At 65.1% G+C, this 17,283-nt stretch carries 14 protein-coding genes; 8 read left to right on the forward strand and 6 right to left on the reverse strand.

Annotation, left to right across the window (positions count from 1 at the left end; all coding sequences use genetic code 11):
* Window positions 1-105: 105 nt before the first annotated feature.
* The 3 genes from VM94_RS14060 to VM94_RS14070 form a co-directional block, all read right to left on the reverse strand.
* Entirely contained in the window at window positions 106-765 is a 660-nt protein-coding gene (locus tag VM94_RS14060) for a hypothetical protein (protein ID WP_046684022.1), read from the reverse strand.
* Entirely contained in the window at window positions 758-1,393 is a 636-nt protein-coding gene (locus VM94_RS14065) for a DUF4304 domain-containing protein (RefSeq protein ID WP_046684023.1), read from the reverse strand. The genes VM94_RS14060 and VM94_RS14065 overlap by 8 nt, the downstream gene beginning before the upstream one ends.
* Before the next feature lie 125 nt (window positions 1,394-1,518).
* Entirely contained in the window at window positions 1,519-1,914 is a 396-nt protein-coding gene (locus tag VM94_RS14070; RefSeq protein ID WP_046684597.1) for a RidA family protein, read from the reverse strand.
* Window positions 1,915-2,042: 128 nt separating this feature from the next.
* On the opposite strand from VM94_RS14070, the gene VM94_RS14075 reads away from it, so the two are divergent.
* Window positions 2,043-2,975 carry a LysR family transcriptional regulator gene (locus VM94_RS14075; RefSeq protein WP_046684598.1) on the forward strand — a complete coding sequence of 311 codons (933 nt, stop codon included), beginning with the start codon at window positions 2,043-2,045 and terminating at the stop codon, window positions 2,973-2,975.
* On the opposite strand, the gene VM94_RS14080 is transcribed toward VM94_RS14075, so the two are convergent.
* Entirely contained in the window at window positions 2,959-4,581 is a 1,623-nt protein-coding gene (locus tag VM94_RS14080; RefSeq protein ID WP_235432914.1) for a CehA/McbA family metallohydrolase, read from the reverse strand. The two genes, VM94_RS14075 and VM94_RS14080, sit on opposite strands and share 17 nt — an antisense overlap.
* Window positions 4,582-4,972: 391 nt before the next feature.
* On the opposite strand from VM94_RS14080, the gene VM94_RS14085 reads away from it, so the two are divergent.
* Genes VM94_RS14085 through VM94_RS14115 form a run of 7 tightly spaced genes read left to right on the forward strand, consistent with a single transcriptional unit; the run spans window position 4,973 to window position 15,738 of the window.
* On the forward strand, window positions 4,973-6,268 hold the full coding sequence (locus VM94_RS14085) for an MFS transporter (RefSeq protein ID WP_046684025.1): 1,296 nt from the start codon (window positions 4,973-4,975) through the stop codon (window positions 6,266-6,268).
* Window positions 6,269-6,278: 10 nt separating this feature from the next.
* Window positions 6,279-8,831 carry a nitrite reductase large subunit NirB gene (gene nirB, locus VM94_RS14090; protein ID WP_046684026.1) on the forward strand — a complete coding sequence of 851 codons (2,553 nt, stop codon included), beginning with the start codon at window positions 6,279-6,281 and terminating at the stop codon, window positions 8,829-8,831.
* 12 nt (window positions 8,832-8,843) lie between these two features.
* Window positions 8,844-9,197 carry a nitrite reductase small subunit NirD gene (nirD, locus tag VM94_RS14095; RefSeq protein ID WP_046684027.1) on the forward strand — a complete coding sequence of 118 codons (354 nt, stop codon included), beginning with the start codon at window positions 8,844-8,846 and terminating at the stop codon, window positions 9,195-9,197.
* Window positions 9,194-10,432 carry an NAD(P)/FAD-dependent oxidoreductase gene (locus VM94_RS14100; protein WP_052755763.1) on the forward strand — a complete coding sequence of 413 codons (1,239 nt, stop codon included), beginning with the start codon at window positions 9,194-9,196 and terminating at the stop codon, window positions 10,430-10,432. Before nirD ends, VM94_RS14100 begins: the two co-directional genes overlap by 4 nt.
* Before the next feature lie 22 nt (window positions 10,433-10,454).
* Complete coding sequence (locus tag VM94_RS14105; protein WP_046684028.1) at window positions 10,455-13,124, forward strand: nitrate reductase; 2,670 nt, start codon at window positions 10,455-10,457, stop codon at window positions 13,122-13,124.
* Window positions 13,125-13,148: 24 nt separating this feature from the next.
* Complete coding sequence (gene cysC / locus VM94_RS14110) at window positions 13,149-13,718, forward strand: adenylyl-sulfate kinase (RefSeq protein WP_046684029.1); 570 nt, start codon at window positions 13,149-13,151, stop codon at window positions 13,716-13,718.
* A gap of 4 nt (window positions 13,719-13,722) precedes the next feature.
* A complete protein-coding gene (locus VM94_RS14115) occupies window positions 13,723-15,738 on the forward strand; it encodes a diguanylate cyclase domain-containing protein (RefSeq protein WP_082127711.1) in 2,016 nt (671 codons plus the stop codon).
* A 3-nt stretch (window positions 15,739-15,741) separates the two neighbouring features.
* Here VM94_RS14115 and VM94_RS14120 read toward each other — a convergent pair whose 3' ends face one another.
* Together VM94_RS14120 and VM94_RS14125 are read right to left on the reverse strand one after the other, a co-directional pair.
* Complete coding sequence (locus VM94_RS14120; RefSeq protein WP_046684030.1) at window positions 15,742-16,659, reverse strand: pyridoxal-phosphate dependent enzyme; 918 nt, start codon at window positions 16,657-16,659, stop codon at window positions 15,742-15,744.
* A gap of 85 nt (window positions 16,660-16,744) precedes the next feature.
* Complete coding sequence (locus VM94_RS14125) at window positions 16,745-17,248, reverse strand: MarR family winged helix-turn-helix transcriptional regulator (RefSeq protein ID WP_046684031.1); 504 nt, start codon at window positions 17,246-17,248, stop codon at window positions 16,745-16,747.
* Between the last annotated feature and the right edge of the window lie 35 nt (window positions 17,249-17,283).

The raw sequence follows: 17,283 nt of genomic DNA on the forward strand, positions 1-17,283 counted from the left end.
CATGAGGAACCAGTGTCTATGGACGGCTACTTAAAAAATAATTATTTTTCCAATATTGTTTGCTGGAATGGAAGCTGGCCGCAGAATCTGCGGCGTGTTGGCTCTTCAGGGGGCGCCAGGCCCCATCAGCGAGGTCACGGTGAGCCCCGTCTTTTCGACATCGCCGCCGTCGCAGTGATAAATCCATAAGGCATCGTTGTCGCGGCTGTCGATGAACAGGATGCGCGTGTTTTCCTCGCCGATGGCCAGGCACTCCGCCAGCTCGGCAGGACTGAACGGTGCAGCCTGCTTCGACCCCGTTCCCGCCGCTTGTGCCAGCGCCTGCGCAAAGCCAGCCAGTTGCCTGACTGCCAGATAGCTTGTTCCATCCACCTCGACGTCTTTGCACAGCGCGTCCAGGCTGTACAGCGTGAAGGGGGCTTCATCGGTGAAAATCGCCATGTCGGGACGTGGCTTTGCGCTGCGGAGGTGAGCGAGATAGGCCTGGGGCAGGGCCACTTTTTCCCTGGTCAGCAATTTTTCCAGCTGCTTGCCGCTTTTCTTCGCTGGCCGGGCGGCCTTGGGCGCGACGGCTTCGCACGCCTGCGCTGTCCAGGCGACTGGATTAAACTGGAACATCCTTGCACATGCGGGGCAGTGCAGGAACATGAAGGTCATACTTTTGCCGATGGCCGTTTTCAAGAACGCGCCATCCGAGGCATCCATTGCGCTGCTGTCGAAGTGGCGTCCGCAGTCGCCATCGTAGGGGCAAGTGATGTCAAGCATAGGCGTATTTCTCCATCCGCAAAGCGATCTCTTCTTTTTCCTCCGGAAAAGAGGCTGCGGGATTTTTCTGCCAATAGGCAAGGCCCTCGTTCAGTGCCCACAGGGCTCTTTCCTGCTTGCCCGCCATCAGATAAAAATCGCAGGCCCTGGCATGCGATTCTTGCGCTTCGACGAGAGCCAGGGCTGCATTTTCCCAATTGGAAAGGCGCTCAAGCCAGGGGACGGCCAACTCCAGCAGATTGTCCCGCAGGCAGGCCATGACCGTTGCCCGATGGGATGGGTCGGCGAGCTGGTGTTCTTTGTCCTGCTTGCCATCGATGACAGGGAATTGCCAGTTTCTGATATTCCAGTCCGCCACGCCGCCAACGACATTGTTGCCCGGTTCACAGCCGTAGCGCGCCGTGTGCCATGTTGCATAGGATCTGGACGAGACTTGATAGTGGCTCCAGAATGCCACGCAGACATCCTCTTCGTTATGGCGGTTGGCCTGGAAATGGATGGCCTGGACAAATTCGTTCTGCGTGCGCTTGAAAGTCAGCTGGCTAGGCGAGAACTTGAAGCCCGCTGCGCTCAGCGGTTCCAGCAAGTACGCTTCAATATTGGCGATGATCAGCGCTTTTGGTTTCATTCCGTTTCCTGGCATGGGTCGGTTGCGCAATGTTGCCATAGATCAGTGTCAACGCACCTTGCGGCGGGCAATCGTGCGAGGGAAAGCCTGTTGCCACTTCCCTGCACGCTTCCGGACGCCGTGTCCTAGCCCGGCAGCTTGGCCACCACCTTGATTTCGAACTGGAAACCATACAGCCACGTCACGCCAACGGCCGTGACCGTCGGGTGCGGCGCCTGGCCCCAATACTCTGCCTGCACGATATCCCAGATGCGCTGGAAGTGCGATTGTGGATCGACGATAAAGATGGTTACGTCCTGCACATCGTCGAAGGTACAGCCGGCGGCTTGCAAGATGGCGTTCAGGTTGTCGAAGGCGCGCCGGACCTGGGCTTCGAGCCCGGGTTCGGGCGTGCCGTCTTCGCGGCTGCCGACCTGCCCCGACACAAACAGCAGGCCGTTGGCACGGACGGCAGGGGAATAGCGGTTCTGTTCATACAGGGCCTGGCGGCCCGGAGGGAATACGACGTCGCGTTTCATCAGCTTTCCTTTGTTGATGCAGCGAAGTTGCTGCCTGGAGAACACTTTATCTGCTACCAACCTGCGGATAAAGCGGCCAGATCGGACTGGACTATTTGTATAATCCAAACAATCGAATGGCGGAGGCGTGGATGGACAGGTTTGATGCGATGAAGGCGTTCGTGCGGGTGGTCGAGACGGGCAGTTTTACGCGGGCGGCCGCGACCTTGCACATGAGCCGCACCACGGTGACGCAACTGGTGCAGCAGCTCGAAACGCGCCTGCGCCTGAAACTGCTGAACCGCACCACGCGCAAGGTCAATGTGACGGCCGATGGCGCGGCCTATTACGAGCGCATCGTGCAGGTGCTCGATACACTGGAAGAAATCGAAACGAGCTTGCCGCATGCCGCCGCCTTGCCGCGGGGCCAGTTGCGGGTGGACGTGCCCAGTCCGCTTGCCGCTTTGCTGCTGGTGCCAGCGCTGCCCACGTTTCATGCGCTGTATCCCGATATCGTGCTCGACATGGGCGCCAGCGACCGCATGGTCGACGTGATCGCCGACAATGTCGATTGCGTGATACGCGGCGGTGACATCACCGACCAGTCGCTGATGGCGCGTAAGCTGGCCGACCTGCCACTGGGCGTGTATGCGGCGCCGGCCTACCTGCAAAGGGTGGGCACGCCCTTGCATCCGCTGGACTTGCAGGACAGCGCGCACCGCATCGTGCGCTTTCGCTGGGCCAGCAGCGGCAACGGCTTTCCGTATGTGATGCACCGCGAGGGCCAGAGCGTCAAGATCCATGGCCAGTACGTGCTGTCGATCGACGACGGCAACGCCTACCTGGCGGCCGGGGTAGCGGGGCTGGGCGTGCTGTGGCTGCCCGATTACATGGCGCGGCCGCACGTGGCCAGGGGCGAGCTGCTGCCGCTGTTCGAAACATGGACGGTCGATCCCATGCCGCTCTATCTTGCCTATCCGCCAAACCGCCATGTCAGCAAGAAACTGCGCGTCTTTATCGATTGGGTGGTCGAATTGATGGCCCGGCATTCCTCCCACCCAGTCGCCGTCACGGCAGTTGATTGACCCACAAGGGTGCCGACCAGACGATATTGCCATCGTCCTGCGTCAGCCGCGCGTAATAGAAATGGGGGCCGGGTGCGGGTGTGACGGTGACATCGGCCTGGTCCGTGATGGGTGTCACGGAGCCATTGCCGCCCGGCACGCCGTGGAAGATGGCGACGGCGGCCGCCTGCCGCCCGGCGCCGTTGCTGAAACTGGTGGCCAGGTGCAAGGGACCGTGGTTGTCGAAACGCTCGCCCATCAGCTTGCCGTTGGCCGTGAACAGCAGTTGCGCATGCTTGTCCATGGTGGCAAACACGCGGCGCGCGCGCAGCGCTTCGAGCAAGCTGTCGCGCGACAATGATGTATCGGCAGCCTTGTTTGTCACCAGCACGGCCGTGCGGTTGCCATACGAGGCGCCCCAGTTGGCGCAGTGGTTGTCCTGGTTGCTGCTGAAAGCCACGTGGTAGCCGGCCGCCAGGGCCCGGTTGCATGCCGCCTCGTAATTGCTGCGCCGGGTTTCCGTTTCCTCGTCGTTCGTGGAAAAGGCGGACGTATTCATCACTTCGCACAGCACCATGGCCGCGTCGCCGTCCGCCGTGTAGCCGAGCGGCTGGCCGTTGACGAGGAACTGGCCCGCATAGGCAGGATGGTTGAACTGGCCTATCCAGCCCCGCTCGCGCATCAGCGCGTACAGGGCCGCGTAATCGCCCTTCGGCGTCTCGATATCGGCCAGCAATTCACCCTGGGCATTTTTTTCCCAGCCCAGCAACTGTTCGCTATTGAAGATATTCAGGTGGCCGCCCTTGTTGATGACGCCCCATTCCATGCCGTACAGGGCCAGGAAACCGGGATGGGCGGCCGAATACGCAGCCGCTTCGGCCAGTCCCGTCTGGTACAGCGCTTTGGCTTCCGCTGCGACCGCCGCACTGTTGGTGCCGTCGGAGCCGTCATACATATGGTTGTGCTCGGACGTCAGCAGGGCGTCGAGTCCGTGGTCTTGCGCATATTTATAGGCATCGATGGGGCCGTAGGCCCCTGTTTGCGGGTCTTGCGCGCCATGGCAGGCGTCGAGCGGGGCGCCGCCGTCGCTGTGGCGCGTCTGGCTGTGCAGGTTGGCGTAGACGACGCGGTAGCCGGGCTGGCCTTCCAGGCTGGTCAGCTGTCGCAGGCCGGCCTGGAAGGCGGGTACCGTGGGCGCCGTGCTTGCGCCCCGCTGCACCTGGATGGGCCACTGCTGTTCCACCTGCGCTTCCTGCGGCGAGCCCGCATCGGCCACGGCCAGCAAGCGCAGTTCGTACAAGCCGTCCGGCGCCAGCACGCGCCGTTCGCGGGCATCGGCATCGGCGCGGCCATCCCAATGCAAGTTCACGTTCTTGCCGTTGACCCCCACCTGTTCCGTGCCCGACCAGCGCCGCAGCACGGGGCCTTGCGGGCCGGGGCCGGACAAGGTCAAGGTCCAGCGCACGGCATGCGCGCGCCCTTCGTCGGGATAGGTAAGGCGAACAAGAAAGGTGCGCGCCTGCGTGACCCGCTCGCCGCGCGCGGCGCGGAAGGGTGCGACAACGGTGGCATCGAGCTCGCTGTGCTCCTTAGTCTCTTGCGCGGCCGCAGTGTTGCTCCATGCCATCAGCAACAGTCCGGCGCACGCACATGCCAGCCATGGCGGTCGCAAGCGACGCCGCAGTGTCTTGACCATCGTGGCCTCCCGCTACTGCTTCAGATGGTAGTTAGACAAGAGTTGCCACTTGCTGGTTCCCGCATGCACCAGCAAGTGGCGTGCTTGCACCGTGATTGGCCATGATCTGGCGCAAACCTCGTATCGACAAGGACATTTACCCCTGCGGCAAGCTGGCACGGCGTTTGCTACAAAGGAGATACGGATCAACGGCGATCCCCTGAATAAACGCACAACGGTCCAACGACGGACCACATGGACAACGGCGTCCGCCCAGGCTGATTTTTCATCGGCGGGGGCGGGCGCCGTTTTGTTTTATAACGGGATACTTCGGGAACCTATCATGGCCAGCCAAAAAGCAACGCGCATCGCGCTCTTCTCCCTCGCCACGCCGCCCATGCGTGCATTCCACCTGACGTGGATGGCATTTTTCGTGTGTTTCTTCGCCTGGTTCGCCTGCGCCCCACTGATGCCCGTCATCAAGGGCGAGTTCGGCCTGTCCCTGGCGCAAGTGGCGAACATCAATATCGCGGCCGTCGCCATCACCATCCTCGTGCGCCTGATCGTGGGTCCCTTGTGCGACCGCTACGGCCCGCGCAAGACCTACACGGGCTTGCTGTTGCTGGGCGCCATTCCCGTGCTGGGCGTGGCCGCGTCGCAAAGCTATGAAAGCTTTCTGTTCTTCCGCCTGGGCATCGGCGCCGTCGGCGCCAGCTTTGTCATCACGCAATATCACACCTCCGTGATGTTCGCTCCCCGCGTCGTGGGGACGGCGAATGCCGCCGCCGCCGGCTGGGGCAATGCGGGCGGCGGCGCAGCGCAGGCGCTGATGCCACTGCTGCTCGGTGCCGTAGTCATGCTGGGCGTGTCCGAATCGCTGGGCTGGCGCGTGGCCCTGCTGGTGCCGGGCGTGCTGATGCTGGTGATGGCCGTTCTCTACTGGCGCTATACGCAGGATTGCCCTGAAGGCAATTACTCGGACTTGCGCGCCGCCGGCGTGGCCATCGAAGGTGGCAAGAAGGGTGGCTGGGACAGCTTCAAGGCGGCCAGCTCCAACTACCGCGTGTGGCTGCTGTTCGTCACCTACGGCGCCTGCTTCGGCATCGAGATTTTCATTCACAACATCGCTGCCGTGTACTACGTCGACCATTTCGGCCTGTCCTTGAAATCGGCGGGCCTGGCCGCCGGCAGCTTCGGCTTGCTGGCCCTGTTTGCCCGCGCCCTGGGCGGCTGGATGTCCGACAAGCTGGCCTTGCGCGGCAACCTGAATAGCCGCGTGACCCTGCTGTTCATGCTGATGATCGGCGAAGGCGTTGGCCTGCTGTGGTTTGCCAAGGTCGACAGCGTCACCTGGGCCGTCATCGCCATGCTGGTCTTCGGCCTGTTCACCCACATGGCGTGCGGCGCCACCTACGCGCTGGTGCCTTTCATCGACAGCAAGGCACTGGGCGGCGTGGCCGGCATCATCGGCGCCGGCGGCAACGTGGGCGCCGTGGCGGCCGGATTCCTGATGAAGGGCACGGGCGACATCCGCCAGACTCTGATCATCCTGAGCGCGCTGGTGGTGATCTCGGCCCTGTGCGCCATCGCCGTGCGTTTTACCCGAGAAGCGGCCGAACCGAACATGGCCGCGGCCTGAGGAGACAGTAATGACTCACCCTTTGAACATCGTCGTCCTTGGCCATGGCATGGTCGGGCATAAATTCCTTGAACGCCTGGCATTGGAAAACGCGCCGCACCTGTCAGTGACGGTCTTGTGCGAAGAGCCGCGCCCCGCCTACGACAGGGTGCACCTGTCCGAATTTTTCAGCGGCAAATCGGCCGACGACCTGTCTCTGGTGGCGCCCGGCTTTTTCGACAAGGGCAACGTTGTCCTGAAACTCAATGCGCGCGCCGTCTCCATCGACCGCGCGGCGAAAACCGTCACGGCCAGCACGGGCGAAGTGCTGGCCTACGACAAGCTGGTGTTCGCCACCGGCTCGACGCCATTCGTGCCGCCGCTGCCGGGCAAGGAGCGCGACGGCTGCTTCGTCTACCGCACCATCGAAGACCTGGAAGCCATGCTGGCCTGGGGCGGAAAGTCAAAAACGGGCGTGGTGATCGGCGGCGGACTGTTGGGCCTCGAATGCGCGAAAGCCTTGCGCGATTTGAAGCTGGACACCCACGTGGTGGAATTCGCGCCGCGCCTGATGGCCGTCCAAGTCGACGAGGGCGGCGCGCGCGTCCTGCGCCGCAAGATCGAGGAACTGGGCGTGACCGTGCACACGCAAAAGAACACCCTGGCCATCGTCGACGGCGAATCGGCCACGCACCGCATGCAGTTCGCCGACGGCAGCCATCTGGAAGCGGACATGATCGTCTTTTCGGCCGGCATCCGCCCGCGCGATGAAGTGGCGCGCGCCTGCGGCCTGGACGTGGGACCGCGCGGCGGCATCGCCATCGACGACAGCTGCGTCACGTCCGATCCGGACATTTACGCGATCGGCGAATGCGCGCTGTGGGGCGGCCTGGTGTTCGGGCTGGTGGCGCCCGGCTACGAAATGGCCCGCATCGCGGCGCGCCATGTGCTGCAGGAAGAGGGCGAAGCCTCGTTCAAGGGCGCCGACATGAGCACCAAGCTCAAACTGATGGGCGTGGATGTGGCCAGCCTGGGCGACCCGCACGGCAATGCGCCGGGCAGCCGGTCCTACCAGTTCATGGATGAACGCAAGCAGATCTACAAGAAAATCGTCGTCTCCGATTGCGGAAAATACCTGCTGGGCGGCGTGATGGTGGGCGACGCCAGCGAGTACGGCACCTTGCTGCAGATGATGCTCAATAAGATCGAGCTGCCGGCATCCCCCGAATTCCTGATCCTGCCGCAGGCCGATGGCCAGCAAAAGGTGGGCCTGGGCGTGGACGCCTTGCCCGAGGCGGCGCAAATCTGCTCGTGCAACGATGTGTCGAAAGGCGCGCTGTGCGCGGCCGTCGCCGAAGGTGCGACGACTATCGGCGCCCTGAAAAGCTGCACCAAGGCGGGCACCGCGTGCGGCGGCTGCGTGCCGCTGGTCACGCAGATCATGAAGGCGGAAATGCAGAAGCAGGGCCTGACAGTGAACAACCACGTGTGCGAACACTTTGCGTACTCGCGCCAGGAATTGCACCACCTGGTGCGCGTGGGCAAAATCCGCAGCTTCGGCGAACTCCTGGGCGCGCATGGCCAGGGTCTCGGTTGCGACGTGTGCAAGCCTGTGGCGGCAAATATCCTCGCCTCGTGCTGGAACGATTTCGTGCTGTCTCCCGTACACGCCAGCCTGCAGGACAGTAATGATTATTTCCTCGGCAATATCCAGAAGGATGGCACGTATTCCGTGGTGCCGCGCATGCCGGGCGGCGAAGTGACGGCCGATGGCTTGATCGCCGTGGGCATGGTGGCGAAAAAATATGGTCTCTATACGAAGATCACGGGCGGCCAGCGGGTCGACCTGTTCGGCGCGCGCGTCGATCAATTGCCGGCCATCTGGGAAGAACTGATCGCGGCCGGTTTCGAGTCGGGCCACGCCTACGGCAAGTCGCTGCGTACGGTGAAATCGTGTGTCGGCTCCACGTGGTGCCGCTATGGCGTGGCCGACAGCGTGGGCTTTGCGATCCAGCTGGAAAACCGCTACAAGGGCTTGCGCACGCCGCACAAGATCAAGTTCGGCGTCTCCGGCTGCACGCGCGAATGCGCCGAGGCGCAGGGCAAGGACATTGGCTTGATCGCCACGGAAAAGGGCTGGAACTTGTACGTGTGCGGCAATGGCGGCATGAAGCCGCGCCATGCGGAACTGATCGCCTCCGATCTCGATGAAGCCACGCTGGTGCGCTATGTCGACCGCTTCCTGATGTTTTACGTGCGCACGGCCGACCGCCTGCAGCGCACCAGCGTGTGGCGCGACAACCTGGAAGGGGGTCTCGATTACCTCAAGCACGTCATCATCGACGACAGCCTGGGCATCGCCCACGAGCTGGAAGCGGACATGCAGCACGTGGTCGACACCTACGCCTGCGAGTGGAAGGAAGCCGTTTCCAATCCCGCCGTGCGCCAGCGCTTCCGCCATTTCGTCAACAGCGAGAAGAGCGATGAAAACGTGGTGTTCGTCGAAGAGCGGGGCCAGATCCGGCCCGCCACCGAGATGGAACGCCGCAGCACCGTGATCCCCATCCTTGCCGTGGAGGCGTGAGCCATGAATGCGATGAATGAACTTTCCGGCGCCACCGCCGACAACTGGGTGGCCATCTGTCCCTTGACCGATATCGTGCCCGACACGGGCGTGTGCGCGTTGCTGGGTGGCCGCCACGTGGCCGTGTTCCGCGTCGGCGATGCGGCGCCGCGCGTGTACGCCATCGACAATATCGACCCGAATGCGGGTGCCTCCGTGCTGTCGCGGGGCCTGGTCGGCAGCATCGGCGAGCGCGTCGTCGTCGCCTCGCCGATCTACAAACAGCACTTCGACCTGGCCAGCGGCGAGTGCATCGAAGCGCCCGAGCATTCGGTTGCCGCATGGCCGGCGCGCGTGTTTGCCGACATGGTGTGGGTGGCCCTGTGAATCCGCCAGTCAAGGCCACTGCGCGTCCCTCGCTCGTGGTGGTCGGCAACGGCATGGCCGGCATGCGCACGGTCGAGGAACTCTTGAAACTGGCGCCGGACCTGTACGACATCACCGTGTTCGGCGCCGAACCGCACGGCAATTACAACCGCATCCTGCTGTCTCCCGTGCTGGCAGGCGAAAAGTCGGTGGACGACATCATGCTGCACACGCGCGACTGGTATGCGCAGCACGGCATCACCCTGCACGCGGGCGACCCCGTCGTGCGCATCGACCGCAAGGCGCGCAAGGTAGAGGCGCTGTCGGGCATCACGGTGGCCTATGACCGCCTGCTGCTGGCCACCGGTTCCACGCCCTTCATCGTGCCCGTGCCCGGGCATGATCTGCCGGGCGTGATCGGTTTTCGCGATATCAGCGACGTCGACACCATGCTGCAGGCGGCGCGCACGCACCGCCATGCGGTGGTCATCGGCGGCGGCTTGCTGGGACTGGAAGCGGCCAACGGCTTGCAGCGCCAGGGCATGGACGTCACCGTCGTGCACATGAGCGGCGCCCTGATGAACCAGCAGCTGGACGCACCCGCATCGATGCTGCTGAAAACGGCGCTGGAAGCGCGCGGCCTGCGTTTCCTGATGCACGCGCAAACGTCCGCCGTCATCGGCAGCACCCGCGTGGAAGGCGTGCAGTTTGCGGACGGCAGCAGCATCCCCGCCGACCTGGTGGTGATGACGGCCGGCGTGCGCCCGAATATCGCGCTGGCGCAAGCGGCCGGCCTGCATTGCGAACGGGCCATCGTCGTCGACGACTGCCTGCAAAGCTACGACCCGCGCGTGTACGCCGTGGGCGAATGCGTGCAGCACCGGCGCGCCACCTTCGGCCTCGTTGCGCCCATCTGGGAGCAGGCGCGCGTGTGCGGCGCGCACCTGGCCGGCGCGGGGCACCGCCGCTACGTGCAGCAGGCCAGCGCCACCAAATTGAAAGTGACGGGCATCGACCTGTATTCGGCCGGCGACATCATTGGCGGCGAGGGCAGCGAAGACCTGGTGCTGCGCGATCCGCGCCGCGGCGTCTACAAGCGCCTGGTGGTGCAGGGCAGCCGCCTGGCCGGCGCCGTGCTGTATGGCGACGTGCAGGACGGTCCCTGGTATTTCGACCTGATTCAGCAGCGCCGCGACATCAGCAAGCTGCGCGCCCATTTATTGTTTGGCCAGGCGCTGTGCGCCCAGGCCGCCTGACAGCGACCAACAGGATACGCCCATGACAAGCTGCACGCCCGTGAAAACCACTTGCCCGTATTGCGGCGTCGGCTGCGGCGTGGAAGCGACACGCCTGCCCGACGGCGCCATCCGCATTGCCGGCGATGCCACTCACCCTGCCAACCTGGGCAAGCTGTGCGTGAAAGGCTCGGCCCTCGGCGACACGCTGGACCTCGACAAGCGTTTGCTGCAGCCGCAGGTACGCGTCGATGGCGTCTTGCAGCCGTCCTCCTGGGATGCCGCGCTGAACCAGGTGGCCGGCGGCTTGCGCGCCACCATCGACAAGCACGGCCCCGACGCCGTCGCCCTGTACGTCTCGGGCCAGCTGCTGACGGAAGACTATTACATCGCCAACAAATTCATGAAGGGTTATGTGGGCAGCGCGAATATCGACACCAATTCGCGCCTGTGCATGTCGTCGGCCGTGGCCGGCCACAAGCGCGCGTTCGGCGAGGATATCGTGCCGGGCTGCTATGAAGACCTGGAACTGGCTGACATGGTGGTGCTGGTGGGCTCGAACACGGCGTGGTGCCACCCGATCCTGTTCCAGCGCATCGCCCGCATCCGCGAAACCCGGCCGGAGATGAAACTGGTGGTGATCGACCCGCGCCGCACGGCCACCTGCGACCTGGCCGACCTGCACCTGCCCGTGAAACCGGGCACCGACGTGTGGTTGTTCAACGGGCTATTGTGCTATCTGGCGAAGGAAGGCGTGATCGACGATGCTTTCGTCACGCGCCACAGCAGCGGCCTCGATGACGCGCTGGCAGCCGCCCATGTCGACTGCTCCGATCCCTTGCAGGTGGCGAAAATCTGCAAGGTCGACCCGCAAGCCTTGCTGGCGTTCTACCAGGCGTTTGCCGCCACGCGCAAGGTCGTCACGGCCTTTTCGCAGGGCGTGAATCAGTCGTCTTCCGGCACGGACAAGGTCAACAGCATCATCAACTGCCACCTGGCGACGGGGCGCATCGGCCAGCCCGGCATGGGACCGTTTTCCCTCACGGGCCAGCCGAACGCCATGGGCGGGCGCGAAGTGGGCGGCCTGGCCAACATGCTGGCGGCGCACCTGGATCTCGACAAGCCGGCGCACCGCGAGACCGTGCAAACCTTCTGGGACTCTCCGCGCATGGCCGACAAGCCTGGCCTGAAGGCGGTGGAGCTGTTCCACGCCATCGAGGCGGGCAAGGTCAAGGCCGTGTGGATCATCGCCACCAATCCGCTGGTCAGCATGCCGGACGCCGACCAGGTGCGCCGCGCGCTGGCCAAGTGCGAGCTGGTGGTGGTGTCGGACATCAGCGCCGGCTCGGACACGAATGCCCATGCCGACGTGCTGCTGCCGGCCCTGGGCTGGAGTGAAAAGGATGGCACGGTGACCAATTCCGAGCGCCGCATCTCGCGCCAGCGGGCCTTTTTGCCGGCGCCCGGCGAAGCGCGCGCCGACTGGGACGTACTGTGCGACGTGGCGCGCCGCATGGGTTATCCCGGCTTCGATTTCACGGCGCCGCAAGCCATCTTCGACGAACACGCGCGCCTGTCCGCCTTCCGCAACGAAGGTGCCACAAAGCGCCTGTTCAACCTGGGCCACCTGACCGGCCTGGATGCGGCGCGTTACGATGCCCTGGTGCCGCAGCAGTGGCCGCAGGACCAGGCGCGCCTGTTCGGCGACGGCCGCTTCGCACATGCGGACGGCCGCGCGCGCTTCGTGCCGACGGCGCCGCGCGCGCCGCGCAACGTGCCCGACGAGGACTACCCGCTTATCCTGAATACGGGCCGGGTGCGCGACCAGTGGCATACGATGACGCGCACGGGCAAGGCGGCGAAACTGTCGGGCCACGTCGCCGAAGCGTTCATCGATATCCACCCGCAGGATGCGCTGCTGTACAGCGTGCGCGAAGGCGAGCTGGCGCGCGTGTCCAGCGCCTGGGGCGCGATGGTGGCCAGGGTCGTGCATGGCGGCGGCATCGCGCGCGGCCAAGTCTTCGTGCCGATCCACTGGAGCGACGCGAATGCATCGGACGCGCGCGTGGGCGCCGTCGTCAATCCCGTCGTCGACCCCGTCTCGGGCGAACCCGAATTCAAGCATACGCCCGTGCGCATCGAGCAGTTCCGCGTACACTGGCATGCGTTCGTGTTGAGCCGCACGCCCTTGAACCTGGACGGCGTGGCGCATTGGACGCGCATCCAGGGCGAGCAGTTCTTGCGCTACGAGCTGGCCGGCCGCCAGCGCATCGAAGACCTGGGCGCCTGGGCGCGCGCGCTGCTCGGCGTCTCGGACGACAACGCGGACTGGCTCGATTACGCGGACGCCAGCGCCGGCGTGTACCGCGCCGTGCACCTGGACGAGGGACGCATCGTGCAATGCGTGTATGTCTCGCCGCGGCCAGACCTGCCGTCGCGCAGCTGGCTGGCGGGCCTGTTTGCGCATGCGCAAATGGATGCGGCGGACCGCGCCGGCGTGCTGCTGGGCCAGCCCATCGGCAAGGGCGTGGACGCCGGTCCTACCGTGTGCTCGTGCTTTGGCGTGGGGCGCAACACCATTTGCGCCGCCATCCGGGAACAAAAATTGACGACGACGGCGCAGGTGACGGCCTGCGTCAAGGCGGGCGGCAATTGCGGCTCCTGCGTGCCGGAGATACGACAGTTGCTGCTTGAGGCGCGCAGCGCTGCCTGATCATCTGTCCTTTCCTGCGCGGCTTTGTTATATTGCCAGCTCTACAAGGAGAGAGACAGTGTGATGACAGCAGGACAACACGACACGGTCTGGCTGACGGGCTTGAGCGGCGCCGGCAAGTCCAGCATCGCCGACGCGCTGGCGCGCCGGCTCAAGGCGCAGGGCCGCGCCGTGGCGGTGCTCGACGGCGACCAGCTGCGCCACGGCTTGAACCGCGACCTCGGTTTTACGCCGGAAGACCGGCATGAAAACATCCGCCGCGCGGCCGAAGTGGCGCGCCTGATGAACGGCGCGGGCCTGACCGTCATCGCCGCCTTCATTTCCCCGTACCGCGTCGACCGTGCCATGGCCGCCGCCATCATCGGCGCGGCGCATTTCATTGAAGTCCACGTCAGCACGCCGCTGGCCACATGCGAGGCGCGCGACCCCAAGGGCCTGTATGCAAAGGCGCGCGCGGGGCAGCTCGCGCAATTCACGGGCGTTTCCTCGCCTTACGAAGCGCCGCTGGCGGCCGCACTGACCCTGGACACAGGCGTCCTGGTGCTGGACGAATCGGTCGAGCGCCTGTGCCGGCATTTGCAGCGGCGGATGTGACGGCATGACGGCGACAAGGGATACATTGCGTAAATGGCTGCGCCGGCGCCTGCCAGCCAGCCTGAAAGCGCGCATGAGCATGGTCGTCTTCCTGCTCGTGCTGGGCGCGGTCGCTTCGCTGGCGCTGGCCACCCTGGCCGTGGCCGAGCGCGGCATGCGCGACGTGATGGGGCGCCAGCAGTACGTGTCCCTGGCCAGCGCCGCCGTCTTCATCGACGAGGAACTCGGCGCGAAGCGCAATGTGCTACGCGCGATGGCGGACAGCCTGGCGGCCGGCGGCGCGCACGACGGCGCCAGCCTGCAGCGCTTCCTGGCCGCGCAAACAGTGCTGAGCAAGGAGTTCTATTCGGCCGGCGTGGTCGGTGTCGACGGTTTTGTGCTGGCCAGCGTGAGTCCCTTCAAGCCGCAGGCGGGGTTGAACGTGAAGGGGCGTCCCTACTTTGAACAGACGCTGGCGACGCGGCGCTCCGTGATCTCCGCGCCGCTCAACGGCAGTATTTCCGGCATGCCCATCGTGGTGGTGACGCAGCCCGTGTTCGACGCGCAGGGCGGCGTGCGCTATGTGCTGGCGGCCAGCGTCAACCTGCGCCAGCCCGATTTCCTCGGCCGTCTCGGTTCGCTCAAGCCTGGCCCGGGCGGCTACCTGTACATCATGACCAGCGAGGGCGTCATCGTCGAGCACCCCGACAAGTCGCGCATCATGCAGCATATCGAAGCCCATGGCCCCGTCAGCGTGCCCACGCGGCGCGCCATGCAGGGCTACGAGGGCTGGATGACGGGCACCACCACGCAAGGCATCGATGCCCTGTTCGCCTACCATCGCATCGCCTCGACGGGCTGGATACTGGCGTCCGTGTATCCGATGAGCGAAGCCTTCGCGCCGCTGCACGCCATCCGCAGCAAGATCCTGCTGGCCGCCGTGCTGCTGGCCGCGCTGGCGGGCCTGGCCGGCTGGCGCGTGGTGCTGCGCCTGTTGCAGCCGTTGGCGCGCTTGCGCCACCAGGTGCATGAGATCCGCCGCCATCGCCTGGGTATCGACGTGCTGCAAATCGAGCGGCGCGACGAGATCGGCGACTTGAGCCGCGATTTTTACTCACTGGTGGCCGAGCGCGAAATGGCCGAGGCGCAGACGCGCGACAGCGAGCGGCGCCTGAAGCTGCTGACGGACCACGTGCCCGTGGTGATCGTCTACATCGACCGCGAGCACCGCTACCAGTTCATCAACGCGACGTTTGAAAAATGGTTCGGCACGTCGCAGCAGGAAAGCCTGATGCAGTCGATGCGCGAGGTGCTGGGCGAGGAAGCCTACCAGCTGCGCGAGCAATACCTGCTGCGCGCCTTCGCGGGCGAGGAGGTCGAGTATGAATTTACCATCGATGGCGAGGGGGACGCCGGCCGGCGCGCCTTCCAGACCAGTTACGTGCCCGACGTGGGCGAGAGCGGCGCAGTGGAAGGCGTGTATGGCCTGATTCACGAAATCACGAAGACCAAGGCGATGCACACGGCGCTGCAGTTTGCCGCCGCCACCGACACCCTGACGGGCATCGCCAACCGCCGCCGCTTCGACGAGCAGCTGGCGCAAAGCATGCAGCGCACGCGGACCGCGCGCGCGCCGATGGCGCTGGCCTATCTCGATATCGACCGTTTCAAGGCCATCAATGACAGCCTGGGACACAAGGCGGGCGACGAGGTGCTGAAAGAATTCGCCGCGCGCCTGGTGCGCAGCGTGCGCGCCAGCGACCTGGTGGCGCGCCTGGCAGGCGATGAATTCGTGATCATTCTCGAAGGCGTGAACGGCGCGGCCGAAGTGCGCCAGGTTGGCGCCAAGATCATCGACGCCATCCGCCAGCCCTTCGAGCTGGCCAGCGGCCCGCTGCCGGTGACGACCAGCATCGGCATCGCCATCTTCCGCGAAGGCGGGCTGACGGCGGCGCAGTTGCTGGACCTGGCCGACCAGGCCCTGTACGCCGCCAAGGGACAGGGCCGCGATGGCGTGGCGCTGCTCGAGGCGGCGCCGTAGCGACTACAGGGTGGCAGTCCAGTGGTCGAGCTGCTGCGTGGTGGCCGTCACGCCGCCGCACACGATGACGAGTACATTGCGGTAGGGCGCCAGCTCCGGCGCCTTGCCGTAGACGGCCGCCAGGGCCGCGCCGCAGGCCGGCTCCACCACCAGGCGCTGGTCGCTGATAAAACGCTGGCAGGCGTCGACGGCGGCCCGGTCCGACACCACCACGCTGTGCAGCCGGCGCGTCTGGCTGATGGCGTATGCCTGCGCGCACACCTGGCGCGCGGCCAGCGACGTGGCGATGCTGCTCACGGCGGGCAGGGCCACGTGTTCGCGCGCGGCCACGGCCGCCGCCAGCGAGGCGGCGCCTTGCGTTTCCACGGCCACGATGGCCACGTCATCCCAGCCGTTGCGCTGCAAGCCTTCGGCCACGCCCGCCAGCAGGCCGCCGCCGCCCACCGACAGCACCACCGCGTCCGGTTTCAGGCCCGCGCTGGCCACTTCATCGATCATGCCGGCATGGCCCTGCCACAGCAGCGGGTCGTCGAACGGATGCAAAAAGGCGTCCTGCGGTGTGAGCATCGATTGGGCCAGCGCGTTCGCTTCCTGCCAGGCGGCGCCGTGCACGATGACTTCGGCGCCCTCCTGCGCGATCAGGGCCTTGGCCCGTTCGCTGGTCGTTTCCGGTACGACGACGATGACGGGAATGCCCAGCTGGCGTCCCGCATAGGCGACGGCGATGCCGGCATTGCCGCCGGAAGAGGAGATGAAACGGCTGGCGCCGCGCCGCGCGTATTCTTCGCAGGCCAGGCCGATGCCGCGGATCTTGAAGGAGCCGGGCGGCTGCAAGGCTTCGAGCTTGAGCCAGATGGCGCGTTCGCTGTGCAGGCTCAGCGCGCGCGAGTTGAGCAAGGGAGTTTCGATGTGCAGGGCCATGCGTGTTCCTGGTAAACAGTCAGGCCAGCATCATAGCCGAAGCGCGCGCGCCGCCGCGTCACCCTTGCCGTATGTGTTACTGCTGTCAGTTCAGCGGGGCGCTCTTGAGCTGGTGCGTGCGCGCCACTTCCTTCATCGCTTCGAGCAGGTCGTCGCGCAGCTGGCGCGGCAGCTTGCCGAAGAATTCCTCGTCGTTCTGGTCGGCCATCTCGGCCAGCACAGGTACCAGCGCTTCGCCTTCCGTCGTCAGTTCGATCGAGTGCTGGCGGCGGTCGGCCAGCAGGATCGATTTGCTGACCATGCCCTTGCTTTCCAGGCGGTCGATCAGTTTCGAGACGGCGCCCTTGCTCATGCCGGACACTTGCGCCAGCACCGTGGGCGAGGTGCAGCCCAGGCGGAACATTTCGCGCAGCACCACCCATTCGGACACGGTCACGCCATTGGCTTCGGCCTTCTTCTGGAAGCTGTGGGAAACGTGGTTGGAAACGAAACGCAGCCAGTAACCGAGGTGGGCTTCCAGCTCGCTGACGGGGACGCTGTTGGGATGGGCGGCTTGCGGCATGGCGGCCGATTCAAAATTATGGCTCATTTCTCTTCCTTCACTGGGCGGCGTTGCCGGCATGG

This window comes from Janthinobacterium sp. KBS0711 (assembly GCF_000988085.1).
Lineage (GTDB): Bacteria > Pseudomonadota > Gammaproteobacteria > Burkholderiales > Burkholderiaceae_D > Janthinobacterium > Janthinobacterium lividum_E.

Bases quoted from the DNA above. Each gene is read 5' to 3' on its own strand.
- VM94_RS14085 (WP_046684025.1), top strand. From the start codon at position 4,973: ATGGCCAGCCAAAAAGCAACGCGCATCGCGCTCTTCTCCCTCGCCACG.
- nirD (WP_046684027.1), top strand. From the start codon at position 8,844: ATGAATGAACTTTCCGGCGCCACCGCCGACAACTGGGTGGCCATCTGT.
- VM94_RS14125 (WP_046684031.1), bottom strand. From the start codon at position 17,248: ATGAGCCATAATTTTGAATCGGCCGCCATGCCGCAAGCCGCCCATCCC.
- VM94_RS14120 (WP_046684030.1), bottom strand. From the start codon at position 16,659: ATGGCCCTGCACATCGAAACTCCCTTGCTCAACTCGCGCGCGCTGAGC.
- VM94_RS14115 (WP_082127711.1), top strand. From the start codon at position 13,723: ATGACGGCGACAAGGGATACATTGCGTAAATGGCTGCGCCGGCGCCTG.
- nirB (WP_046684026.1), top strand. From the start codon at position 6,279: ATGACTCACCCTTTGAACATCGTCGTCCTTGGCCATGGCATGGTCGGG.
- VM94_RS14080 (WP_235432914.1), bottom strand. From the start codon at position 4,581: ATGGCATGGAGCAACACTGCGGCCGCGCAAGAGACTAAGGAGCACAGC.
- VM94_RS14065 (WP_046684023.1), bottom strand. From the start codon at position 1,393: ATGAAACCAAAAGCGCTGATCATCGCCAATATTGAAGCGTACTTGCTG.
- VM94_RS14060 (WP_046684022.1), bottom strand. From the start codon at position 765: ATGCTTGACATCACTTGCCCCTACGATGGCGACTGCGGACGCCACTTC.
- VM94_RS14105 (WP_046684028.1), top strand. From the start codon at position 10,455: ATGACAAGCTGCACGCCCGTGAAAACCACTTGCCCGTATTGCGGCGTC.
- VM94_RS14075 (WP_046684598.1), top strand. From the start codon at position 2,043: ATGGACAGGTTTGATGCGATGAAGGCGTTCGTGCGGGTGGTCGAGACG.